This is a genomic window from Pseudomonas rhizoryzae (assembly GCF_005250615.1).
Taxonomy (GTDB): Bacteria; Pseudomonadota; Gammaproteobacteria; order Pseudomonadales; family Pseudomonadaceae; genus Chryseomonas; species Chryseomonas rhizoryzae.
The window spans coordinates 58,630-77,946 of the sequence record NZ_SULM01000014.1; the positions used below are offsets into that span (position 1 = coordinate 58,630).

Genomic DNA, 19,317 nt, shown 5'->3' on the forward strand with positions numbered 1-19,317 from the left:
CCCTACCCATGCCTGATCTGGACTATCACAACCCCTATTCCTCGGCCCGCTCGCCGGTCATGGGCCGCAACCTGGTGGCCTGCTCCCAACCCCTGGCCGCCCAGGCCGGGGTGGAGATGCTGCGCCGCGGCGGCAACGCGGTGGACGCCGCGGTGGCCGCCGCCATGGTGCTCACCGTGGTGGAACCCACCGGCTGCGGCATCGGCAGCGACGCCTTCGCCATCGTCTGGGACGGCAAGCAGGTGCAGGGCCTCAATGCCTCCGGCCGCGCGCCGCGCGGTTGGACGCCGGAATACTTCGCCGGCCAGAGCGCCATGCCGGCCCGCGGCTGGGGCGCGGTCACCGTACCCGGCGCCGTCTCCGCCTGGGTCGCCCTGGCCCAACGCTACGGCAAGCTGCCGCTGACCACCCTGGCCGGCCCGGCGATCCACTATGCCCGCGACGGCTTCCTGCTCACCCCGGTGATCGCCGAACTCTGGCGCCGTGGCGCCGAGCAGCTCAAGGACCAACCCGGCTTCGCCGCCTGCTTCCTGGCCAATGGCGTGCCCCGCGCCGGCACCCTGGTACGCCTGCCCGATCATGCGCGGACCCTGGAAGCCATCGCCGAGAGCGAGGGCGCCGCCTTCTACCAGGGCGAACTGGCCCAGGCCATGGCCCGCCATGCCCGCGAACACGGCGCGGTACTCGATGAGGAAGACCTGCGCGCCCACCGGGCCGACTGGATCGACACCCTCTCGCTGCCCTTCGCCGGCGCCGTGGTGCACGAGTTGCCACCCAACGGCCAGGGCATCGCCACCCTCGCCGGCCTGGGCATCCTGGAAGCCGCCGGCATCGGCGCCGACCCGGTGGACAGCCCCGCCACCCTGCACCGCGCCATCGAAGCCATGAAGCTGGGGCTGGCCGATCTCTACCAGCACGTCACCGATTCCGCGCACATGCGCGTCCAGGCCGAACACCTGCTGGACCCGGCCTACCTGCGCGAACGCGCCGGGCTAATCGGGCCGCGCGCCGGCGATCCCGGCTATGGCGCCCCGCGTCCGGGCGGCACCGTCTGCCTGTCGGCGGCCGATGACAGCGGCATGATGATCTCTTTCATCCAGTCCAACTACATGGGCTTCGGCTCGGGCGTGGTGGTGCCGGGCACCGGCATCAGCCTGCAGAATCGCGGCGCCGGCTTCACCCTGGCACCGGACCACGTCAACAGCGTGGCCCCGGGTAAGCGGCCCTTCCACACCATCATCCCTGGCTTCGCCATGAACGCCGACGGCACCCCGCTGATGGCCTTCGGCCTGATGGGCGGCCCGATGCAGGCCCAGGGTCACCTGCAGCTGATGCTGCGCATCCTCAAGTACCGGCAGAATCCCCAGGCCGCCGCCGACGCCCCGCGCTGGCGCCTCGAAGGCGGTCGCCGGGTCGCGGTGGAAAGCAGCCTGGACCCGGCCACCCTGGAAGCACTGCGGGCCCTGGGCCACGAGGTGACGGTGGAAGAGCCCTCCGGCGTGTTCGCCTTCGGCGGCGCCCAGATCATCCAGCGCGTCGCCGGGGGCTACGTGGGCGGCTCCGATCCGCGCAAGGATGGCCTGGTGGCGGGGTACTAAGCGTCCAGCCTGACCCAGCGCTCCTCCTGCGCCGATTGCCGCGCGGCCTGGGCCAGGCGTTCCACCTCCCAGGCTTCCTGGAAGTCGACCCCGGTATGCCCGGGGTTGCCGCCCAGGGCCTCCAGCAGCGAGCGGACCTCCAGGGTCTTGAGTTCGTTGTAGCCGAGCTGGTGGCCGGGCGCCGGGCAGAAGGCGGCGTAGTCCGGCAGGTGCGGACCGGCCAGCAGGGTGCGAAAGCCCGCCAGGCCGGGGCGGTCGCCTACCTGGTAGAGACGCAGTTCGTTGAGCCGCTCCTGGTCGAAGACCAGGGTGCCGCGGGTGCCGCAGACCTCGACCGCCAGGCGATTCTTGCGGCCGTGCTTGAGCCAGCTGGTGGTCAGGGTGCCGCGGGCGCCACTCGCGAAGCGCAGCAGCAGGTGCGCCTGGTCGTCGATCTCCACCGCCCGGGTGCCACCCTGGTGCGGCCGCTGGGCATGGGCGGTGTGCAGATCGGCGCAGAGCGCTGTGACCGGGCCGAGCAGGAAGCGCGCCAGCGACAGGATATGGCTGCCCAGGTCGGCCAGGGCGCCGCCGGCCTGGCGGGTCTCGCAGCGCCAGGTGAAGGGCCCCTGGGGATCGCCCATGAAGTCTTCGCTGAATTCGCCGCTGAAGCTGACGATTTCGCCCAACTCGCCGCTCTGGATCAGCTCACGCGCCTGTTTGAGCATGGGGTTCTGCAGGTAGTTGTAGCCAACGCGATTGACCACCCCGGCCTGGCGCGCAGCGTCGCGCATCCGCGTGGCTTCCTCCAGGCTCACCGCCAGCGGCTTCTCACAATAGACCGCCTTGCCCGCCGCCAGGGCGGCCAGGGCCATGGGGGCATGCAGCAGATTGGGCGTGGTGATGGCCACCAGCTCGACCTGGGGATCGGCGATCAGGCGTTCCCAGTCGCAGCTACGGGTGAAGCCCCAGTCAGCGGCGCAGCGGGCGGCGCGCTCTGGATCGGCGTCGGCCAGGGCCACCAGCCGGGGGCGGACCGGCAGGGTGAAGCTGCTCGCCGCATGCTGGAAGGCCTGGGCGTGGGCGTGGCCCATGAAGCCGGTGCCGATCAGGCCGATACCGAGGTCGCGCATGTCGTTCTCCGTCAGGCTGTAGAAAGACCCGGCAGCCCAAGCCATTAGCCTGCCGGGTAAAAGGGTGGGTGAAGGGTGGGAGTGCCCTCACCCCGGCCCTCTCCCAGAGGGAGAGGGAGAAAGGCGGTTGGGTGCGGGGGCGGCCCTCACCCCGGTCCTCTCCCAGGGGGAGAGGGGGAGAAGAGCAGCCCCGCGCCTGAGTCGAGCCTCAACGCTTGGCTTTGCGCTTGCTGCGGTACTGGTCGATGACCACGGCGACCACGATGATCAGGCCCTTGATGATGTCCTGGATGTAGGCATCGACGCCGAGGAAGGTGAAACCGCTGGTCATTACCCCGAGGATCAGGGCGCCGATCACGGTGCCGGTGATGCGCCCTACCCCGCCCGCCAGGCTGGTGCCGCCGATCACCGCCGCGGCGATGGCATCCAGCTCGTAGGACATGCCCATGCCGGCCTGGCCGGTGGCGGCACGCGCCGAGGCCACCACCCCGGCCAGGCCCGAGAGCAGGCCGGCGATGCTGTAGACGATGATTAGGTGCTTCTTGACGTTGATCCCGGAGATGCGCGCCGCCTGCATGTTGCCGCCGATGGCGTAGGTGTACTTGCCGTACTTGGTGTAGCGCAGGGCGATGTGGAAGATCACCGCCACGGCCAGGAAGATGATCACCGGCATGGCCCCGGCGCCAATGGCGGTGTAGCTATCGGACAGCATGCTGATCGGCTGGCCATCGGTATAGAAGCGCGCCAGGCCGCGAGCCGAGACCATCATGCCGAGGGTGGCAATGAACGGCGGGATACCGGTGACGGCGATGATGCTGCCGTTGATGGCACCGGCCAGCAACCCTACCCCGAGGCCGGCCATGACCGGCACCCACACCGGCAGGTCGGTCAGCGAGGGGAACACCGCCCGGCCGAAATCGGAGGTCTGGGCCAGACTCGCCGCCACCATGGCCGACAGCGCCAGCACCGAGCCGGAGGAGAGGTCGATCCCCGTGGTGATGATCACCTGGGTCACGGCGATGGCCAACAGGCCGATCACTGACACCTGCAGGATGATCAGCACCAGCCGCTGGGAATTGAGCAGGAAGCTCTGGTCGCGCAGCACCCAGCCGAACGCCTCGAAGACCAGGCCAATGCCCAGCAGTACCATCAGGATACCGAGCTCAGTGGGTATCCGACGTCGGCTGCGGGGAGCGGAAGGCTCCGCCGTTTTCTTATCCAGGATGGCGCTCATCTTGTTATCACCTCGTGCTGCGTCAGCGGGTTTCGTCGGCCGGTTCAATGGAAAACGGGATTGCCGGAAGCCAGGTGCATGACGCGCTCCTGGGTGGCTTCGCTGCGATCGAGGAAGCCGGTGACGGTCCCCTCGTGCATCACCATCACCCGGTCGCTCATGCCCAGGACCTCGGGCAACTCGGAAGAAATCATGATCACCGCCAGGCCCTCGGCGGCCAGCTTGGCGATCAGCCGATAGATCTCGGCCTTGGCACCCACGTCGATGCCGCGGGTAGGTTCGTCGAGAATCAGGATGCGCGGCTGGGTCATCAGCCAGCGGGCGATCAGCGCCTTCTGCTGATTGCCGCCGGAGAGGTTGGCGATGCACTGGTCCAGCGAGGGCGTCTTCACCCGCAATTGCTGGCGCATCTCTTCGCAGAGATCGTCCAGCCGGCGCTGCTGCACGAAGCCGCCGTGGGCGAAGCCGGGCAGCACCGCGACCTCCATGTTTTCGCCGACCGTCAGGCAGGGGAAGATGCCGGTGTCCTTGCGGTCCTCGGTGAGCAGCGCCAGGCCCTTCTGGATCGCCAGGCAGGGATCGCTCATGCGCACCGACTGACCATCGATGCGGATCTCCCCCGCCGTGGCCGGGGTCACGCCGAACAGCGTCTCGGCGACGTTGGTGCGTCCCGACCCCATCAGCCCGGCGATGCCCAGCACCTCACCGGCATGCAGGTCGAAGGAGACACCGGAGAACACCCCGGCCAGGCCCAGGTCGCGCACCGACAGCAACACCTCTTCGCGCGGCGCTGTGCGCTCGGGAAACAGCTGGCTCAGCTCGCGACCCACCATCATGGTGATGAGGCCGTCACCGTTCATGCTGTCGGCGCGCTGCAGGCCGATGTACTGGCCGTCGCGGAACACTGCCACCTCATCGGCGATCTGGAACACCTCGTCCATCTTGTGGGTGATGTAGACGATGCCCTTACCCTGGGCCTTGAGGTCGGCGATGATCGAGAACAGGTGCGCCACCTCGGTCTCGGTGATGGCCGAGGTCGGCTCGTCCATGATCAGCACATCGCTGTCGTAGGACACCGCCTTGGCGATCTCCACCATCTGCCGCCCGGCGATGGACAACTCGCCCACCGCCTCGTCGGGGTCCAGGCGGATGCGCAGCCGGTCGAGCAGCGCCTGGGTCTGGCGGCGCATCTTGCCGTGGTCCACCAGGTGCAGCGCATTGAGCGGCTCGCGGCCCAGCCAGATGTTCTCGGCGATGGTCATGAAGGGCATCAGGTTGAGTTCCTGATGGATCATGGCGATGCCCGACTGCAGCGCCTGCAGCGGCGTCTCGAAGCGCACCGGTGCGCCGCGCAGGCGGATCTCGCCGGCGTCGGGCTGGTAGATGCCGGCGATGATCTTCATCAGCGTGGACTTGCCCGCGCCGTTCTCGCCCATCAGCGCCAGCACCGTGCCCGGTCGTACCCGCAGCTGGACGTGGGACAGCGCCTTGACGCCGGGAAACTCCTTGGTGACGTCGATGATCTCGAGCAGGTAGTCCGTAGAGGCGCCGGCTGGCGATACCGCGGGCGCCGCGGTGGTGGCAGAACTGAGCATGATCACGATCTCCTCGCGGGCCACCTCGGGGCGGCTCGCGGTTTCAGTCATAGACGCTGGAACTGCTGAGGGTTGTCGAGGGTGACGAGGTGGAGCGAACGCCGTGGATCGCCTAGCCGCTGCCGGCTGGCGACGTGGTCGTGGGTGCCGCGGACGAGGCCCCTGGCGGGAAGGCGATCCACGTCCAGACGGCGGTCGAGAGACGCGCGGGGAAAGCCGGCAGCGCGAACGGGCTCGGCGCTCTGGCGAGCGGTGGCGACCGGAGTGAGGCTGGGTGCAACGACCTGCGGGGCGCTGTAGGGGTCGGAGTTGCCCCGGGTGGCGGCGATACGCGGCTCGGCCACGGCGACACCGCTGAAGGTCAGCAGCAGGCCCAGGCAGCAGGCGAGAGGAATGCGGACAGGTACGAGCGCCGACGGAGCGGACGTCATGATCACACCTTCTTATTGTTGTTGTAGAAGCTACCGCGAGCGGAGCTCCATGGGATCTAGCCTTGGATCGACTTTGATTGGAATTTATTTTCTAGTCAATTATTTTTTGGAATTTTTTTATGAGATAGGTCCACAAACGAAAAAGGCACCCTTGCGGGTGCCTCTTGGACGACTGCCGGCCGCCAGGGTTACTGCTTGAGCTTGGCCTGGAACTCGGCCACGTTGTCCGGCGTGATCAGTTGGTAGGGAATGGTGATGTTCTGGTCCACCGGCTCCTTCTTGATCAGCTTTTCCGCGGCCTCGATGGCCCCATCCGCCTGCCCCTTGGCATCCTGGAACACCGAAACGGTCATCAGGCCACGCTTGATCGCCGCCAGGGCATCGGGCGTCCCGTCCACGCCGCCGACCAGCACGTTCTTCTTGCCCGCCTGCTTGAGCGCCATCGCCGCGCCTATGGCCATTTCATCGTTGTTCGACAGGATGGCATCGATCTCCTTGCCCGCCAGCAGCCAGTTGCTGGTCAGGTCCATCCCCTTGTCCCGTAACCAGAGCCCGGTCTGCTCGTCGACGATCTTGATGCCGGGATACTTGGCGAGAATTTCCTTGAAGCCCGCCGTCCGTACCTGGGTCGAGTTGTTGGATAGCTCACCCAGCAGGATCGCCACCTGCCCCTTGCCGCCCAGCTTGTCGGCGAGGTACTGCGCCTGCAGGTGTCCGGCCTCGCGGTCGTTGGAGGTGACGGTCACCACCCCGAGCGGCAGCTTGGGGTCATTCGGCTTGCGGTTGACGAAGACCAGCGGAATACCGGCCTTGGTCGCCGACTCGATGATGTTGCGGGTGGCGGCCGTATCCACCGGGTTGACGATCACCGCATCGACCTTCTGGTTGATGAAGCTCTGGACCTGATTGAGCTGCTTGACCACGTCATTGCGCGCATCCTCGAATTGCAACTGGATACCGTCCTGCTTGGCCTTCTTGCTCATGTCTTCGCGCAGATAGGTCAAGTAGTTGTCGTCGAAGGTGGGCATGCTCACGCCGATCTTCAGATCGGCGAGCACGGAGGTACTGGCCAGCAGTAGCGATACGGCGAGGGCGGCAAGGCGAGGTTTGAAAGGCATGGACAAAACTCCGTTCTGGGGGCGGGATAGCAAAGGAACAGCGCTGTGCCGACGCGAGGCACACTCCAGGGAAGGGCTGACCCAGGTCTTGATAGCGGTGCTCGCGACCGACCTGGGCGCGCGTTACTTGAGTCGGTAGAGGACAGGCGCGCCAGGCATGGCGCCGATCACGGCGCCCGCCTGCTCGTGGCTGCATAGCCGGAGCAGCCAGCCGAGGATGGCGGGCAACGGCGGCGCGGCTTCGGCTGAGGGAACGGAGCTGAGCGAAGGAGAGACGGAAGTCTTCATGGGGACGGCACCTGATCTTGTTCTTGTTGGTTACGCCTTGGCCTGGAGGCCGAGGTCGTGTTCGTGCAGCTACCTGAAACCACTTTATTGGAATTTTATTTCCAATACAAACGCTATAGAAAAAATATGCACCCTCTCTGATACCCGGAAAATCCACTCTGGAGAGCGACCGGCGAGCGCGGCTGGAACCTCGCTCGGGTCACGCAAACGGCAGGCCTGTCGCGACCGCCGCCAGGCCGCCTGAACTCGCTCACCAGGGGCACCAAGGACGGCCATCAGCCATAGAAGGCCGGCCGGCTGGGTAAGCCGATGGGCTCGATGGCGCCGCTGTCCTGGGCCTTGACACAGGCATCGGCGGTCACCGCGGCGATGTAGCCGTCCCAGGACGAGGGCCCGGTCAGCCCGCCGCCGGCGAGGTCATCGATGAAGGCCTGCAGCTCCACGTCGTAGGCGGCGATGAATCTGTCCTTCCAATCCATGAGGATTTCGTTGGACAGCCGCGCCTCGCTGCGTAGTTGCACCGAGGTCGGCTCGGGCAGGCGGGCGATGCCGCGCTCACCGACGATCTCGCACTGGATGTCGTAGCCGTACTGGCAGTTGACGAACACCTCGACGTCGATGCGCACGCCCTTGGCCGTTTCCAGCAGCACCACCTGGGGATCGCGCAGGTGCTCGCGCGCCGCCGGTGCCTTGCGCGGAAAGACCACCTGGGCGGAGACGTAGTGATCGTCCAGCAGCCAGGCCAGCACGTTGATCTCGTGGATCAGGGTGTCGGTGATGGCCATGTCGGTGCTGTAGTGCTCGCTCACCGTGGGATTGCGGTGGGCGGCGTGGATCATCAGCGGCGCGCCGATGCGATCCGCGTCGAGCACCGCCTTGAGCTGGCGGTAGCCGGCGTCGTAGGGCCGCATGAAGCCCACCTGCACCAGGCGCTTGCCGTGGGCCTGCTCGGCCTCGACGATGCGTTTGCAGCCTGCGGCGGTGGTCGCCAGGGGCTTTTCGCAGAACACCGGCTTGCCCGCGGCGATGGCCGCCAGTACGTATTCCTCGTGGGTCGGGCCCCAGGAGGCGACCACGATGGCCTGGACGTCCGCCGCGGCGATCAGCGCATGGCCGTCCGGGTAGACCTCGGCGGCGATGCCCAGCTCCTGGACCACCCGGGTGGCCTGCTCGGCGTTGATGTCGGTCACCGCCACCACGCGGCTGCCCAGCAGGGTATGGCTCAGGCGGCGGATGTGTTCGCGGCCGATGGCGCCGGTCCCGATGACACCGATGTTCAAGGTCATGACTGCAATCTCCTCATTGGAATTGTTGTGGAGCGAACGATCAGTACTGGCGCGCCTGGGCGGCTTTTTCCTGGAGCACCCGGGCGACGGCGGCGATCTTCTCGCTGGTGGAGACTTCGGCCCCGCCCACCCGCCACCAGGACAGGTAGCCATGCAGCATGGTCTTGGGCAGCACCTTGATATCGATCAGGGTGGAAACACTCTGGCGGCGGGCATCGGCCAAGGCCGCTTCCAGCTCCTCCAGGCTGCGCACGCGATAGGTCTTGCAGCCGTAGGCGGCGGCGCTCATGGCGAAGTCCACCGGCACGAAGTCGCCGTCGAGCTTGCCGGTCTCCGGGTTGCGGTAGCGGAATTCGGTGCCGAAGCTGCCCATGCCGTGGCCGACCTGCAGATTGTTGATGCAGCCGAAGGTCATGTTGTCGAGCAGCACCACGTTGATCTTGCGCCGCTCCTGGATGGAGGTGGCCAACTCCGAGTGCAGCATCTGGTAGGAGCCGTCGCCGACCAGGGCATAGACCTCCCGTTCCGGCTCGGCCAGCTTCACCCCCAGGGCGGCATTGATCTCGTAGCCCATGCAGGAGTAGCCGTACTCCAGGTGATAGGTGTTGACGCCCTTGCTCTGCCAGGCGCGCTGCAGGTCGCCCGGCAGGCTGCCGGCGGCGGCGACGATGATGGCGTCGTCGTCAAGCCGTTCGTTGAGGCGGCCGAGCACCTGACTCTGGGTCAGGGAGGAGCCGGTCAGGCGGACGAATTCCTCCAGCACCGCGCGCGGCAGGTCGTCGTCGATCTCCGGGACGAAATCGGCACCGGTATAGCCAGCCGCATAGACCCGCTCCACCTCCTGGCGGTAGCGCTCGCGCGCCTCGCCCACCTGGGCGCCCCAGCCGGCGCGATAGTCGGAGGCAGCGAGCGCCTCGGTCAGCGCCAGGAGCGCTTCGCGGGCATCGGCCACCACGGCCAGGCCGTCGAGCTTGCCGGCGTCGAAGGCGGCCACGTTGAGGTTGAGGAATTCCACCTCGGGATGCTGGTAGAGCCATTTCGAGGAGGTGGTGAAGTCGGTGTAGCGGGTGCCCACGCCGATGATGAGGTCGGCCTCCTTGGCCAGCAGGTTGGCGGCCAGGCAGCCGGTCTCGCCGATGCCGCCGACATTGAGTTCGTGGCTGGAGACGACGGCGCTCTTGCCGGCCTGGGTCTCGGCGAAGGGAATCTCGAAGCGCTCGGCGAAGCGCTGCAGGGCTGCGGCGGCGCCGGAGTACTTCACCCCGCCGCCGCAGATCAGCAGCGGCTTGCGCTTGCGGGCCAGCAGCCGCACGGCGTCCTCGATGGCGGCGGCCACCGGCGGCCGGCGATCCAGGCGGTGCACCCGCTTGGCGAAGAAATAGTCGGGATAGTCGTAGGCCTCGCCCTGCACATCCTGGGGCAGCGCCAGGGTCACGGCGCCGGTCTCGGCCGGATCGGTCAGCACGCGCATGGCGTTGATCGCCGCGCTCATCAGCTGCTCGGGGCGGTTGATGCGATCCCAGTACTTGCTCACCGCGCGGAAGGCATCGTTGGTGCTGATGGACAGGTCGTGGAATTGCTCGATCTGCTGCAACACCGGATCGGGCTGGCGGCTGGCATAGACGTCCCCTGGCAGCAGCAACAGCGGGATGCGGTTGGCGGTGGCGGTGGCCGCGGCGGTCAGCATGTTGGCCGCGCCCGGGCCCACCGAGGAGGTGCAGGTGTAGATCTGCCGACGTAGCTTCTGCTTGGCGAAACCGGTGGCGGCATGGGCCATGCCCTGCTCGTTGCGCCCCTGGTGCACCACCAGCTCGCCGGCGTCCTGCTCCAGCGCCTGGCCGAGGCCCAGCACGTTGCCGTGGCCGAAGATGGTGAAGATGCCGGCGACGAACTTGGTCTCGACGCCGTCGACGCTGAGGTACTGGTTATCGAGGAATTTCACCAGGGCCTGGGCCATGGTCAGACGTTGGGTGCTCATGGGATCTCCCGGCTCACTTGGCGGTGGGCATGCTGAATTCGGCGCCCTTGGCGATGCTGTCGGGCCAGCGCTGCATCACGCTCTTGTAGCGGGTGTAGAAGCGCAGGCCTTCCTCGCCATAGGCGTGATGATCGCCGAACAGCGATCTCTTCCAGCCGCCGAAGGAATGCCAGGCCATGGGCACCGGGATGGGTACGTTGATGCCGACCATGCCCACCTTGATGGTGCGGGCGAAGGCGCGGGCGATGCCGCCGTCGCTGGTGAAGCAGGAGACGCCGTTACCGAATTCATGAGCGTTGATCAGCGCCACCGCACTGGCGAAGTCCGGCACCCGCACGATGCCCAGCACCGGGCCGAAGATCTCTTCCTGGTAGATGGTCATCTCCGGGGTGACGCCGTCGAACAGGGTGGCACCGACGAAGAAGCCGTGCTCGGCGCCGGGTACCTTGAAGTTGCGGCCATCGACCAGCAACTTGGCGCCCTCCTCCACACCTTTCGTGATGTAGCCCTCGACCTTGGCCTTGTGCTGGCCGGTCACCAGCGGGCCCATGTCGGCGTCAGATTCCACGCCATTGCGCACCCGCAGGGCGTCGATGCGCGGCAAGAGTTTCTCGATCAGGGCGTCGCCCACCTCGCCCACCGCCACGGCGATGGAAATGGCCATGCAGCGCTCGCCGGCCGAGCCGTAGCCGGCGCCGATCAGGGCGTCGGCGGCCTGGTCGAGGTCGGCGTCGGGCATGACGATCATGTGGTTCTTGGCGCCGCCCAGGGCCTGGACGCGCTTGCCGCGGCGGGTGCCTTCCTGGTGGATGTATTCGGCGATGGGCGTGGAGCCGACAAAGGAGATGGCCTCCACGTCCGGGTGCTGCAGCAACGCATCCACTGCCACCTTGTCGCCCTGGACCACGTTGAACACGCCATCGGGCAGCCCGGCCTGCTTGAGCAGGTCGGCCAGCAGCAGGCTGGGGGAAGGATCACGCTCGGAGGGCTTCAAGATGAAGGTGTTGCCGGTAGCCAGCGCCATGGGAATCATCCACAACGGCACCATCACCGGGAAGTTGAAGGGGGTGATGCCGGCGCAGACGCCCAGCGGCTGGCGCAGGTTCCAGTTGTCGATGCCGCCGCCGATGTTGTCGGTGTAGCTGGTCTTGGCCAGGTGCGGCGCGCCGCAGGCGAATTCCACCACCTCGATGCCGCGGGTCACCTCGCCCATGGCGTCGGACAGCACCTTGCCGTGCTCACTGGTAATGGTGGCCGCCAGTGCCTTGTGGTGCTGGTCGAGCAATTCCTTGAAGCGAAACAGGATACGCGCCCGGCGCAGGGCCGATTGCTCGGACCATTCCGGGAAGGCCGCCTTGGCGGCGGCGACGGCCTGGTCCACGGTCTGCACCGTGGCCTGGGCGACCCGCGCCTTGACCACGCCCTCGGCTGGGTTGAAGACGTCGCTGAAGCGCTCGGCCTGGGTCGAGACCTCGCCGTTGATGTAGTGCCCGATGACGGGGGTGTCGCTCATGTCCTGAATCCTCGTGTCCTGGGGTCGCCGCCACGGCGGGTGCGAAAGGGTTACCGGCTCAGCAACCACTCGTGCTGCGGATCGTTGTGGAATTTCCAGATGCGCTTGGGCCCGGCCATCACGTTGAGGTAATAGGACTCGTAGCCGTAGGGCACGCTGACCGGGTGATAGCCGCGCGGCACCAGCACCACGTCGTGGTCCTCCACCGCCATGGCCTGGTCCAGGTCGCGCTCGTCGGTGTAGACGCGCTGGAAGACGAAGCCCTGGCCCGGATCGATGCGGTGGTAGTAGGACTCCTCCAGCAGGCTCTCCTCCGGCAGGTTGTCGCGGTCATGGCGATGGGGCGGATAGCTGGAGGAATGCCCGGACGGGGTACGCACCTCCACCACCAGCAGCGAATGGGCCGCCGCCGTATCCGGCAGGATGTCGCAGACATAGCGGGTGTTGGCGCCCTTGCCGCGGGTGGAACGCGCCATGCTCGCCGGCTCGATCAGCCGCGGCGGTAGCCACTCGCTGGCCACCGGATTGCCGGGCGAGGTGCAGACGGCCACTTCGGCGGGGCTGTCGGCGGTCACCCGGGCTTCGCTGCCCGGGGGCAGGTAGGCGGCATAGGGCGAGACGTCCTCGAACACGCTCTGGCGCCCGGCCAGTCCACGCCAGGCGAAGTCGCCCAGGCGCGGATGACCGCCCTCGATACTGGCGCCGCCGCTGAGCAGCACGATGCAGACTTCCAGGTCGCCAGCCACCACCGGCAGCGACTCGCCCGCTTGCAGACGATGGGCAGCGAAGCCAACGTATTCCAGGGCACCGGCCGGTACCCTGACGAGGTCGCGGGCGCTACGGTCGGCTTTGACGAGCAGATTCATCAGGGGCCTCCTCAGGCGGTGGCCTGCGCCACCAGTTGGCGCAGATGGTCGTAGCCTTTCTTGGCGTATTCGTAGGCCGGCGCCACGGCCGGGTCCTGTTCGGCTTCCACCACCAGCCAGCCCTCGTAGCCGCCGGCCACCAGCACCTTGAGCAGCGCCGAGAAGTCGATGTCGCCGTCACCCGGCACGGTGAAGGTGCCGTTCAGGATGCAGTCCGGGAAGCTCCACTGGTGGTTGCGCGCCAGCTGCACCACGCTCTTGCGCACGTCCTTGAAGTGCACGTGGCAGACCCGATCCAGATGCTGCTGCAGCACGCTCAGCGGATCGCCACCGCCCATGTAGCAGTGGCCGGCGTCGAACAGCAGGCCGACATCCTTGGAGGTCAGCGCCATCAAGCGGGCGATGTCCTCGGGCGACTCGACATAGGCGCCCATATGGTGGTGATAGGCCAGGCGCAGGCCCTGGCTCAGGGTGAAGGCCGCCAGGCGGTCGAGCTTTTCGGCGTAGGCCTGCCAGGCGGCGTCGCTGTGGAAACGCGGCCGTTCGATCAGGGGAATGCGCTGGCCCTGGATGGAGCCGGCCACCTCGCCGTACACCAGCACCTTGGCACCGTTCTCGGCCAGCAGCCGGCAATGCGGACGGATCGCCTCGATCTCGGCTTCGACGTCACGGTGGGCCAGGCCGCTGGAATACCAGCCGGACACCAGCTCCAGGCCATGCTGGCCGAGCACCGCGCCCAGTGCCTTGGGCTCGCTGGGAAACTTGCCGCCCAGCTCGAAGCCCTGGAAGCCGATTTCCTTGCCCTCGCGCAGGATGGTTTCCAGCGGGGTGTCGCCGCCCAGGGCCGGCAGGTCGTCGTTGGCCCAGGAGATGGGGTTGATGCCGATCTTGAGTCGTTGTTGTGCGGTCATGTCTTGGGTACTCGGCAGGGACGATCAGGCGCGGGCGTCGCGCCAGGCCTGGATCAGGAATTCGAACTTGCTGCGGATCTGCGCGATCAGCCCGGTGTCGTCGATCTCACCGGCCAACCAGGCGCGGCTCGGCTGGCCGAAGATGGTCCGGCCCACGGCGAAGCCACGGCAGGTCGAGCTGCTGCGCGCCTGGCGGAAGCCCTCGGCCAGGTCTTCCGCCGGGGCATTCAGCCCCAGCAGCACCACGCCCTGGCAATGGGGATCGCGTTCGGCGATCAGGTCGTCGAGTTGCTGCCAGACCGCCGCCGGCTGCGCCTCGATCTTCCACCACTCCGGGTAGATGCCCAGGTTGTACAGCCGCTTGATGGCCCGGTAGAGCACGTCCGGTCGCTGGGAGGCATGCTGCTTCGGCGGAATGACCTCCAGCAGCAGCGCATGGCCGCTGGCCTGGACGGCCTGGTACAGCCCCTTGAGCTGGGCCTCCTGCTCCAGGCGCAGCAGGGGTTCGTCGTCAGGGTGGAATTGCACCAGGCACTTGACGATCTGCTCGCTCGGCCAGCTCAGCAGATTGCTGCCCACCGAGCGCCCGTGCTCGAAGGCCAGCGGTCGCGAGTTCTGCAATTCCACCGGGCGCGCCACCCACCAGCCGCGGCCAGTGGCGGCGTTCAGCGCATCCTGGCCGAAGCGCTCGTCGGCCAGCAGCCCGACATCCGCCGCCACGCCTTGCTGTTCCAGATCCTGCTCGACCTGCTCGATGGCCTGGACGAACAGCTGCTTGAGCCGCGGGATGCGCGCCGGATCGGCGCCCACCTGCTGGGCGATCTCCACCAGTTGGTAGCGGTGGTCGAAGGCGAAGATGAACAGCTGGCGCCAGTCGCGCTGCAGGGTGCCGACCCGGTGCAGGCGATTGAGCGTGGCATCCAGATCCGGCCGGGTGATGGGCACCGGGCTGGCGAACAGATAGTCCAGCTCCGCCAGGGTCGGCATGGCCGGGGCGCAGGCATGGCGCGACACCACCAGGCCGCCGCAGGCATTGGCCAGGCGGCAGCACTGGGCATCGTCGCCGCCGGTGAGCCAGCCGCGCAGGAAGCCGGACATGAAGGCATCGCCGGCGCCCAGTACATTGAGCACCTCGACGCGGATGCCGCGATGGATCTCACCGTCCTCCAGCCGGGCCGGGATGGCGCCATGGATCACGGTGCAACCTTGGGCGCCGAGCTTGACCACCAGGGTCGCCGCGGTCACCTCGCGTACGCGCCGCAGGGCGCTGAGCAGATCCTCGCTGCCGCCGGCGATCTGGAATTCCTCTTCGGTGCCCACCACCAGGTCGAAGCGCGGCAGGATGCGCTGCACGTGGGCGCTCACCTCGGCGCTGGCGATGAAGCGGGTCTCGCCGTCGGCCTTGCCGGTGAGGCCCCAGAGCACCGGGCGATAGTCGATGTCCAGTACCCGCTTCACCCCATGTTTTTCCGCATGGTCCAGCGCCTGGCTACTGGCCTGGAACACGCCCTCGGTGGAGAAATGGGTGCCGGTGATCAGCAGCGCCTTGGCGCTGGCGATGAAGGCTTCGTCGATGTCGTCCGCGGACAGCGCCATGTCGGCGCAATTCTCGCGATAGAACACCAGGGGGAAGGTCTCGCGGTCCTTGATGCCCAGCAGCACCATGGCAGTGAGGCGCTCACGATCCACGGTGATGCCCTGGGTATCGCAGCCCTCGCGCTGCAGGGCGCGGGTCAGGAAGCGGCCCATGTGATCGTCGCCGACCCGGGTCAGCATCGCCGACTTCAGCCCCAGGCGTGCGGTACCGAAGGCGATGTTGGCGGAGGAGCCCCCGAGGTACTTGGCGAAGCTGCCGACCGCCTCCAGGGGTGCGCCGATCTGCTGGGCATAGAGATCGACGCCCAGGCGTCCGAGACAGATCACGTCCAACTGGCGCCCGCTGGCGAAGATTTGGTCACCCATGGTGGCTCCTGATTATTGTTATTGCCGCGATCACCGGATCGGGATCGCGTCTGTTCGGAATGAACCCAGGCTAGAACGCGAAAAAGCAAAAATCAATATTTTTTTCAAATGCAATTTTATAGAATTAATTTTCCAATCAGCCGGCTCGCGCTTTCCTCCGGGCCTTCGACGCCATCCGGTGAATGGGTTACCTTGCCGACAGCACAGATAAGAGAGAAAACCTCCATGTCTTCCGAGACCCTGCCCGACGACATGCCCGCTGTCGGCCCCTACGCCGAACCGCCCACCAGTGTCGAGTCGCTGCTCGCCGCCATCGCCAACGACTACGAGAGCCTGCCGCGGCAGCTCAAGCGCGTGGCGGTCTATGTCAGCCAGCAAAGCGACCGGGTGATGGTCGACCGCATCAGCGACATCGCCAGCCAGTGCGAGGTGCACCCCTCGGCCATCGTGCGCTTCTGCCAGAGATTCGGCTTCAAGGGCTTCAGCGAGATGCAGGCGCTGTTCCGCGAGGCCTACACCCACAAGACCACGCCGGTGCAGAACTACCAGCAGCGCATCCGCAGCCTGATCGCCAACAAGAGCAAGAACGAGAGTGGCAGCGATCTGGCGCGGGAGTGCATCAACGCCACCCGCTCCGGCATCGAGCGACTCGGCGAGGAATTCGACGACGCGGCCTTCGACCAGGCCATCGAACTGCTGGTCAATGCCGACAACATCTATGTGGTGGGGGTGCGCCGCTCCTTCGCGGTGGCCGACTACCTCGTCTACAACCTGCAGCACACCAAGAAGCGCATCCACCTCATCACCGGCCTGGGCGGCGGCTATCGCGAGCAGATGCGCAGCATCGCCCAGGGCGATCTGCTCATCGCCATCAGCTTCAGCCCCTACGGCAAGGAGAGCCAGCAGTGCGTGCGCATCGCCCAGCACCACAAGGCCAAGACGCTGATCATCACCGACAGCACCCTCTCGCCGCTGGCCAAGCGCGCCGACGGCCTGCTGCTGGTGAGCGAGGGCAGTGCCTTCGCCTTCCGCTCCCTCACCGCCACCCTCTGCCTCTGCCAGGCGCTGTTCCTGGCGCTGGCCTATCGCCTCGAACTGAAGATGGACGACATCCAGCTCGCCCAGGACGACGAGGACTGACCCCCGCGCCCTGCCCGGTCATCCCGCCGCCCTGCCGCCCTGGCGGGTGAACGGCCGGGTCGGCGGGCAAGGCGGAATGCAAACGCCCGGCTCATCGTCGCTGGCCGGGCGTTTGCGTCACATCTCAGACGTCAGCGTGGCCAGTACCTGTCCACGTACTTCTGGATCTCCTGGCGCATGAAACGACTGGACTCGTCGGCCCGCTCCTCCCAGCCGAACACGCAGGAGGTGACGATGCCGTCGAACCCCACCTTGGCCAGGGAGGAAAAGAATAGGTCCCAGTCGATCTCGCCCTGGTACATATTCATGTGCTGGTGCACGGTAACCTGCGCACCGGGCGGATTGACGATATAGCGCAGCCCGGAAGACGCCTTGTGGTTCCAGGTGTCGGCGATGTGCACGTGGCCGATCAGCGCGCCGGCATCCTGGATCATCTGCGCCATGTCGTCGCCGAAGTAGAAGGTATGGGGCGCGCAGTAGAGGAACTTGACGTGGTCCGAGCCGAGGCTCTTGAGCATGTCGATGGCCGGATGCAGCGTCTCGCACCAGTCCTCGGGGTGCGGCTCCATGTTCAGGGTGATGCCCTCACGCTCGAAGATCGGCACCAGCTCCTCCATGGAGCGCCACCAGGCCGCTTCGCTGGATTCGTGACTGTGGCTACCGCCGCAGCAACTGATCTTGTGGCCCCGCTCGGGTGAAGGACCACGGCCGAACTCGGAGTTCATGGTATCGCAGCCCAGCTCGACCGCTGCCTGGATCGCCTCCTTCCAGTAGCCCACGGCGGCCCGGCGCTCGTCTTCGTGGGGGCTCGCCCAGCGGTACATGGGCAGCAGCGAGGCCACCTGCAGGCCATGGTCCTTGAGGGCTTTCTTGAACTCGGCGATGCGTTCCCGGTGCGCGCGCGGACGCTTCCACCAGGGCAGGAAGTCTTCCCGTGGCGACAACTCCAGGTAGTCGAAGCCCGCTTCCGCCACGTGGCGACAGGTCTCCGCCAGGCTCAAGTTACGGTACATGTAGGGATCTATGGCTATTTTCATGGTGCTTTCCCCTGCTGTGGACATTGGCGGACCGACTCCCGTGCGGAGCCAGTCCTGGGCAACCAGGCCGTGCTAGTAATCGATCCAGACCCCGCCGCGATTGGCGGACTCCACGCAACGCTCCACCCAGCGCACCCCCTCGACCCCGGCATGGATGTCCGGATAGCGAAGCTGCGCCAGGGCCGCCGTGTCGCCGCGGTTGGCGGCGTCCATCGCCAGGGCGAAGCGGTAGTAGAGATTGGACCAGGCCTCGAACAGGCCTTCCGGGTGGCCGGCGCCGATACGGTCGTCCAGCAGCGCGCTGGCGTGCAGATAACCCATGCCGCGCTCGAGCACCTGAGCCGGCTGGCCCTGCACCTCGAAGCTCAGCTGGTTGGGTCGCTCGTCCCACCACTCCAGGCTGGCCAGGGAGCCGATCACCCGCACCTTCTGGCCGTGCATGGAACCGGCATTGACCGCGCTGGACCAGACCCAGCCCATGGCCCCACCCTCGTATTCCATCAGGGTGTAGGCGTTATCTTCCAAAGGCGCGCGGCTCTTGACGAAGCTTTGCCGGTTGCATTGCAGCCGCTTGATCTTGAGATCAGGCAGCAGGGTTTCGGCGATGTACAACGGATGGGTCCCGACATCACCCAGCACATAGCTCGGGCCGGCCAGGCGTGGATCGACCCGCCATTGGGTGGCCTCGCTCTGCGCCTCCACCGGCACGCTGTGGAAACCGTGGGCGAATTGCAGGTGCACCATGCGGATATCGCCAAGCTGGCCGGCGGCGATCATCTCCCGCGCCTGCTCGATGAGCTGGTGGCCGGCATAGCCGTAGGTCACGCCGACGATACGGTTATGCGCCTGGGCGATCTCGCGCAGGGTCTCGGCTTCCGCCAGGGTGAAGCACAGCGGCTTCTCGCAGACCACGTGCAGGCCCGCCTCCAGGGCGGCCTTGGTGATGGCGAAGTGGGTGCCGTTGGGAGTGGCCACGGAAATCGCCTCGACGCCATCCGCGCGCCCGGCTTCCCCGGCGATGAGGCTCTGGTAGTCCGCATAACACCGCTCGGGTGCGACGCCCAGGGTTTCCCCGAAGGCCTGGCCGCGGGCCGGATCTATATCGAAGGCGCCGGCGACCAGGGCGAAACTCTGGTCGCGCAGGGCGGCGGAGCGATGGATGTAGCCGATCTGGCTGTTCACTCCACCACCCACCATGGCCCAGCGCAGGGGGCGGGAAAGACGCTTGCTGCCGTTGATCATCTGCTG

The 19,317-nt window shown here is 66.8% G+C and carries 16 protein-coding genes; 2 read left to right on the forward strand and 14 right to left on the reverse strand.

Annotation, left to right across the window (positions count from 1 at the left end; translation table 11 throughout):
* Nucleotides 1-8 precede the first annotated feature (8 nt).
* The gene (locus tag FAZ11_RS21080) at nucleotides 9-1,598 is read left to right on the forward strand and encodes a gamma-glutamyltransferase family protein (RefSeq protein WP_137279050.1); all 1,590 of its coding nucleotides are present in this window, start codon (nucleotides 9-11) and stop codon (nucleotides 1,596-1,598) included.
* On the opposite strand, the gene FAZ11_RS21085 is transcribed toward FAZ11_RS21080, so the two are convergent.
* From FAZ11_RS21085 to FAZ11_RS21135, 12 genes are all read right to left on the reverse strand, one after another.
* A complete protein-coding gene (locus FAZ11_RS21085) occupies nucleotides 1,595-2,710 on the reverse strand; it encodes a Gfo/Idh/MocA family protein (RefSeq protein WP_058774042.1) in 1,116 nt (371 codons plus the stop codon). The two genes, FAZ11_RS21080 and FAZ11_RS21085, sit on opposite strands and share 4 nt — an antisense overlap.
* A gap of 208 nt (nucleotides 2,711-2,918) precedes the next feature.
* Entirely contained in the window at nucleotides 2,919-3,944 is a 1,026-nt protein-coding gene (locus FAZ11_RS21090; RefSeq protein WP_058772660.1) for an ABC transporter permease, read from the reverse strand.
* A gap of 44 nt (nucleotides 3,945-3,988) precedes the next feature.
* A complete protein-coding gene (locus FAZ11_RS21095) occupies nucleotides 3,989-5,539 on the reverse strand; it encodes a sugar ABC transporter ATP-binding protein (RefSeq protein WP_058772661.1) in 1,551 nt (516 codons plus the stop codon).
* 47 nt (nucleotides 5,540-5,586) lie between these two features.
* Nucleotides 5,587-5,970 (reverse strand): hypothetical protein, encoded by a 384-nt coding sequence (locus FAZ11_RS21100; RefSeq protein WP_058772659.1) that lies wholly within the window; start codon nucleotides 5,968-5,970, stop codon nucleotides 5,587-5,589.
* Between the two features lie 188 nt (nucleotides 5,971-6,158).
* On the reverse strand, nucleotides 6,159-7,088 hold the full coding sequence (locus FAZ11_RS21105) for a sugar ABC transporter substrate-binding protein (RefSeq protein ID WP_058764198.1): 930 nt from the start codon (nucleotides 7,086-7,088) through the stop codon (nucleotides 6,159-6,161).
* A 123-nt stretch (nucleotides 7,089-7,211) separates the two neighbouring features.
* On the reverse strand, nucleotides 7,212-7,376 hold the full coding sequence (locus FAZ11_RS24710) for a hypothetical protein (RefSeq protein ID WP_158295270.1): 165 nt from the start codon (nucleotides 7,374-7,376) through the stop codon (nucleotides 7,212-7,214).
* Nucleotides 7,377-7,651: 275 nt separating this feature from the next.
* On the reverse strand, nucleotides 7,652-8,662 hold the full coding sequence (gene iolG, locus FAZ11_RS21110) for a bifunctional inositol 2-dehydrogenase/D-chiro-inositol 1-dehydrogenase (protein WP_058772658.1): 1,011 nt from the start codon (nucleotides 8,660-8,662) through the stop codon (nucleotides 7,652-7,654).
* A gap of 40 nt (nucleotides 8,663-8,702) precedes the next feature.
* Nucleotides 8,703-10,640, reverse strand: a complete 1,938-nt coding sequence (gene iolD / locus FAZ11_RS21115; RefSeq protein ID WP_137279049.1) for a 3D-(3,5/4)-trihydroxycyclohexane-1,2-dione acylhydrolase (decyclizing) — start codon at nucleotides 10,638-10,640, stop codon at nucleotides 8,703-8,705.
* A gap of 13 nt (nucleotides 10,641-10,653) precedes the next feature.
* Nucleotides 10,654-12,153, reverse strand: coding sequence for a CoA-acylating methylmalonate-semialdehyde dehydrogenase (locus FAZ11_RS21120; protein WP_058772656.1), 1,500 nt, complete (start codon nucleotides 12,151-12,153; stop codon nucleotides 10,654-10,656).
* A 50-nt stretch (nucleotides 12,154-12,203) separates the two neighbouring features.
* Nucleotides 12,204-13,019, reverse strand: coding sequence for a 5-deoxy-glucuronate isomerase (gene iolB, locus FAZ11_RS21125; protein ID WP_058772655.1), 816 nt, complete (start codon nucleotides 13,017-13,019; stop codon nucleotides 12,204-12,206).
* An 11-nt stretch (nucleotides 13,020-13,030) separates the two neighbouring features.
* Nucleotides 13,031-13,930 carry a myo-inosose-2 dehydratase gene (gene iolE, locus FAZ11_RS21130; RefSeq protein ID WP_058772654.1) on the reverse strand — a complete coding sequence of 300 codons (900 nt, stop codon included), beginning with the start codon at nucleotides 13,928-13,930 and terminating at the stop codon, nucleotides 13,031-13,033.
* Nucleotides 13,931-13,954: 24 nt separating this feature from the next.
* A complete protein-coding gene (locus FAZ11_RS21135) occupies nucleotides 13,955-15,892 on the reverse strand; it encodes a bifunctional 5-dehydro-2-deoxygluconokinase/5-dehydro-2-deoxyphosphogluconate aldolase (protein ID WP_058772653.1) in 1,938 nt (645 codons plus the stop codon).
* 225 nt (nucleotides 15,893-16,117) lie between these two features.
* Between FAZ11_RS21135 and FAZ11_RS21140 the strand changes: the two genes are divergently transcribed.
* Complete coding sequence (locus FAZ11_RS21140) at nucleotides 16,118-17,032, forward strand: MurR/RpiR family transcriptional regulator (RefSeq protein WP_058764214.1); 915 nt, start codon at nucleotides 16,118-16,120, stop codon at nucleotides 17,030-17,032.
* Nucleotides 17,033-17,163: 131 nt separating this feature from the next.
* Here FAZ11_RS21140 and FAZ11_RS21145 read toward each other — a convergent pair whose 3' ends face one another.
* Nucleotides 17,164-18,069, reverse strand: a complete 906-nt coding sequence (locus FAZ11_RS21145; protein WP_058772652.1) for a sugar phosphate isomerase/epimerase family protein — start codon at nucleotides 18,067-18,069, stop codon at nucleotides 17,164-17,166.
* A gap of 72 nt (nucleotides 18,070-18,141) precedes the next feature.
* Nucleotides 18,142-19,311, reverse strand: coding sequence for a Gfo/Idh/MocA family protein (locus FAZ11_RS21150; RefSeq protein ID WP_058783245.1), 1,170 nt, complete (start codon nucleotides 19,309-19,311; stop codon nucleotides 18,142-18,144).
* Nucleotides 19,312-19,317: the final 6 nt, after the last annotated feature.

Excerpts from the sequence above, each read along its gene's own strand:
- FAZ11_RS21080 (WP_137279050.1), top strand. The coding sequence starts at position 9 with ATGCCTGATCTGGACTATCACAACCCCTATTCCTCGGCCCGCTCGCCG.
- FAZ11_RS21085 (WP_058774042.1), bottom strand. The coding sequence starts at position 2,710 with ATGCGCGACCTCGGTATCGGCCTGATCGGCACCGGCTTCATGGGCCAC.
- FAZ11_RS21090 (WP_058772660.1), bottom strand. The coding sequence starts at position 3,944 with ATGAGCGCCATCCTGGATAAGAAAACGGCGGAGCCTTCCGCTCCCCGC.
- FAZ11_RS21095 (WP_058772661.1), bottom strand. The coding sequence starts at position 5,539 with ATGCTCAGTTCTGCCACCACCGCGGCGCCCGCGGTATCGCCAGCCGGC.
- FAZ11_RS21100 (WP_058772659.1), bottom strand. The coding sequence starts at position 5,970 with ATGACGTCCGCTCCGTCGGCGCTCGTACCTGTCCGCATTCCTCTCGCC.
- FAZ11_RS21105 (WP_058764198.1), bottom strand. The coding sequence starts at position 7,088 with ATGCCTTTCAAACCTCGCCTTGCCGCCCTCGCCGTATCGCTACTGCTG.
- FAZ11_RS24710 (WP_158295270.1), bottom strand. The coding sequence starts at position 7,376 with ATGAAGACTTCCGTCTCTCCTTCGCTCAGCTCCGTTCCCTCAGCCGAA.
- iolG (WP_058772658.1), bottom strand. The coding sequence starts at position 8,662 with ATGACCTTGAACATCGGTGTCATCGGGACCGGCGCCATCGGCCGCGAA.
- iolD (WP_137279049.1), bottom strand. The coding sequence starts at position 10,640 with ATGAGCACCCAACGTCTGACCATGGCCCAGGCCCTGGTGAAATTCCTC.
- FAZ11_RS21120 (WP_058772656.1), bottom strand. The coding sequence starts at position 12,153 with ATGAGCGACACCCCCGTCATCGGGCACTACATCAACGGCGAGGTCTCG.
- iolB (WP_058772655.1), bottom strand. The coding sequence starts at position 13,019 with ATGAATCTGCTCGTCAAAGCCGACCGTAGCGCCCGCGACCTCGTCAGG.
- iolE (WP_058772654.1), bottom strand. The coding sequence starts at position 13,930 with ATGACCGCACAACAACGACTCAAGATCGGCATCAACCCCATCTCCTGG.
- FAZ11_RS21135 (WP_058772653.1), bottom strand. The coding sequence starts at position 15,892 with ATGGGTGACCAAATCTTCGCCAGCGGGCGCCAGTTGGACGTGATCTGT.
- FAZ11_RS21140 (WP_058764214.1), top strand. The coding sequence starts at position 16,118 with ATGTCTTCCGAGACCCTGCCCGACGACATGCCCGCTGTCGGCCCCTAC.
- FAZ11_RS21145 (WP_058772652.1), bottom strand. The coding sequence starts at position 18,069 with ATGAAAATAGCCATAGATCCCTACATGTACCGTAACTTGAGCCTGGCG.
- FAZ11_RS21150 (WP_058783245.1), bottom strand. The coding sequence starts at position 19,311 with ATGATCAACGGCAGCAAGCGTCTTTCCCGCCCCCTGCGCTGGGCCATG.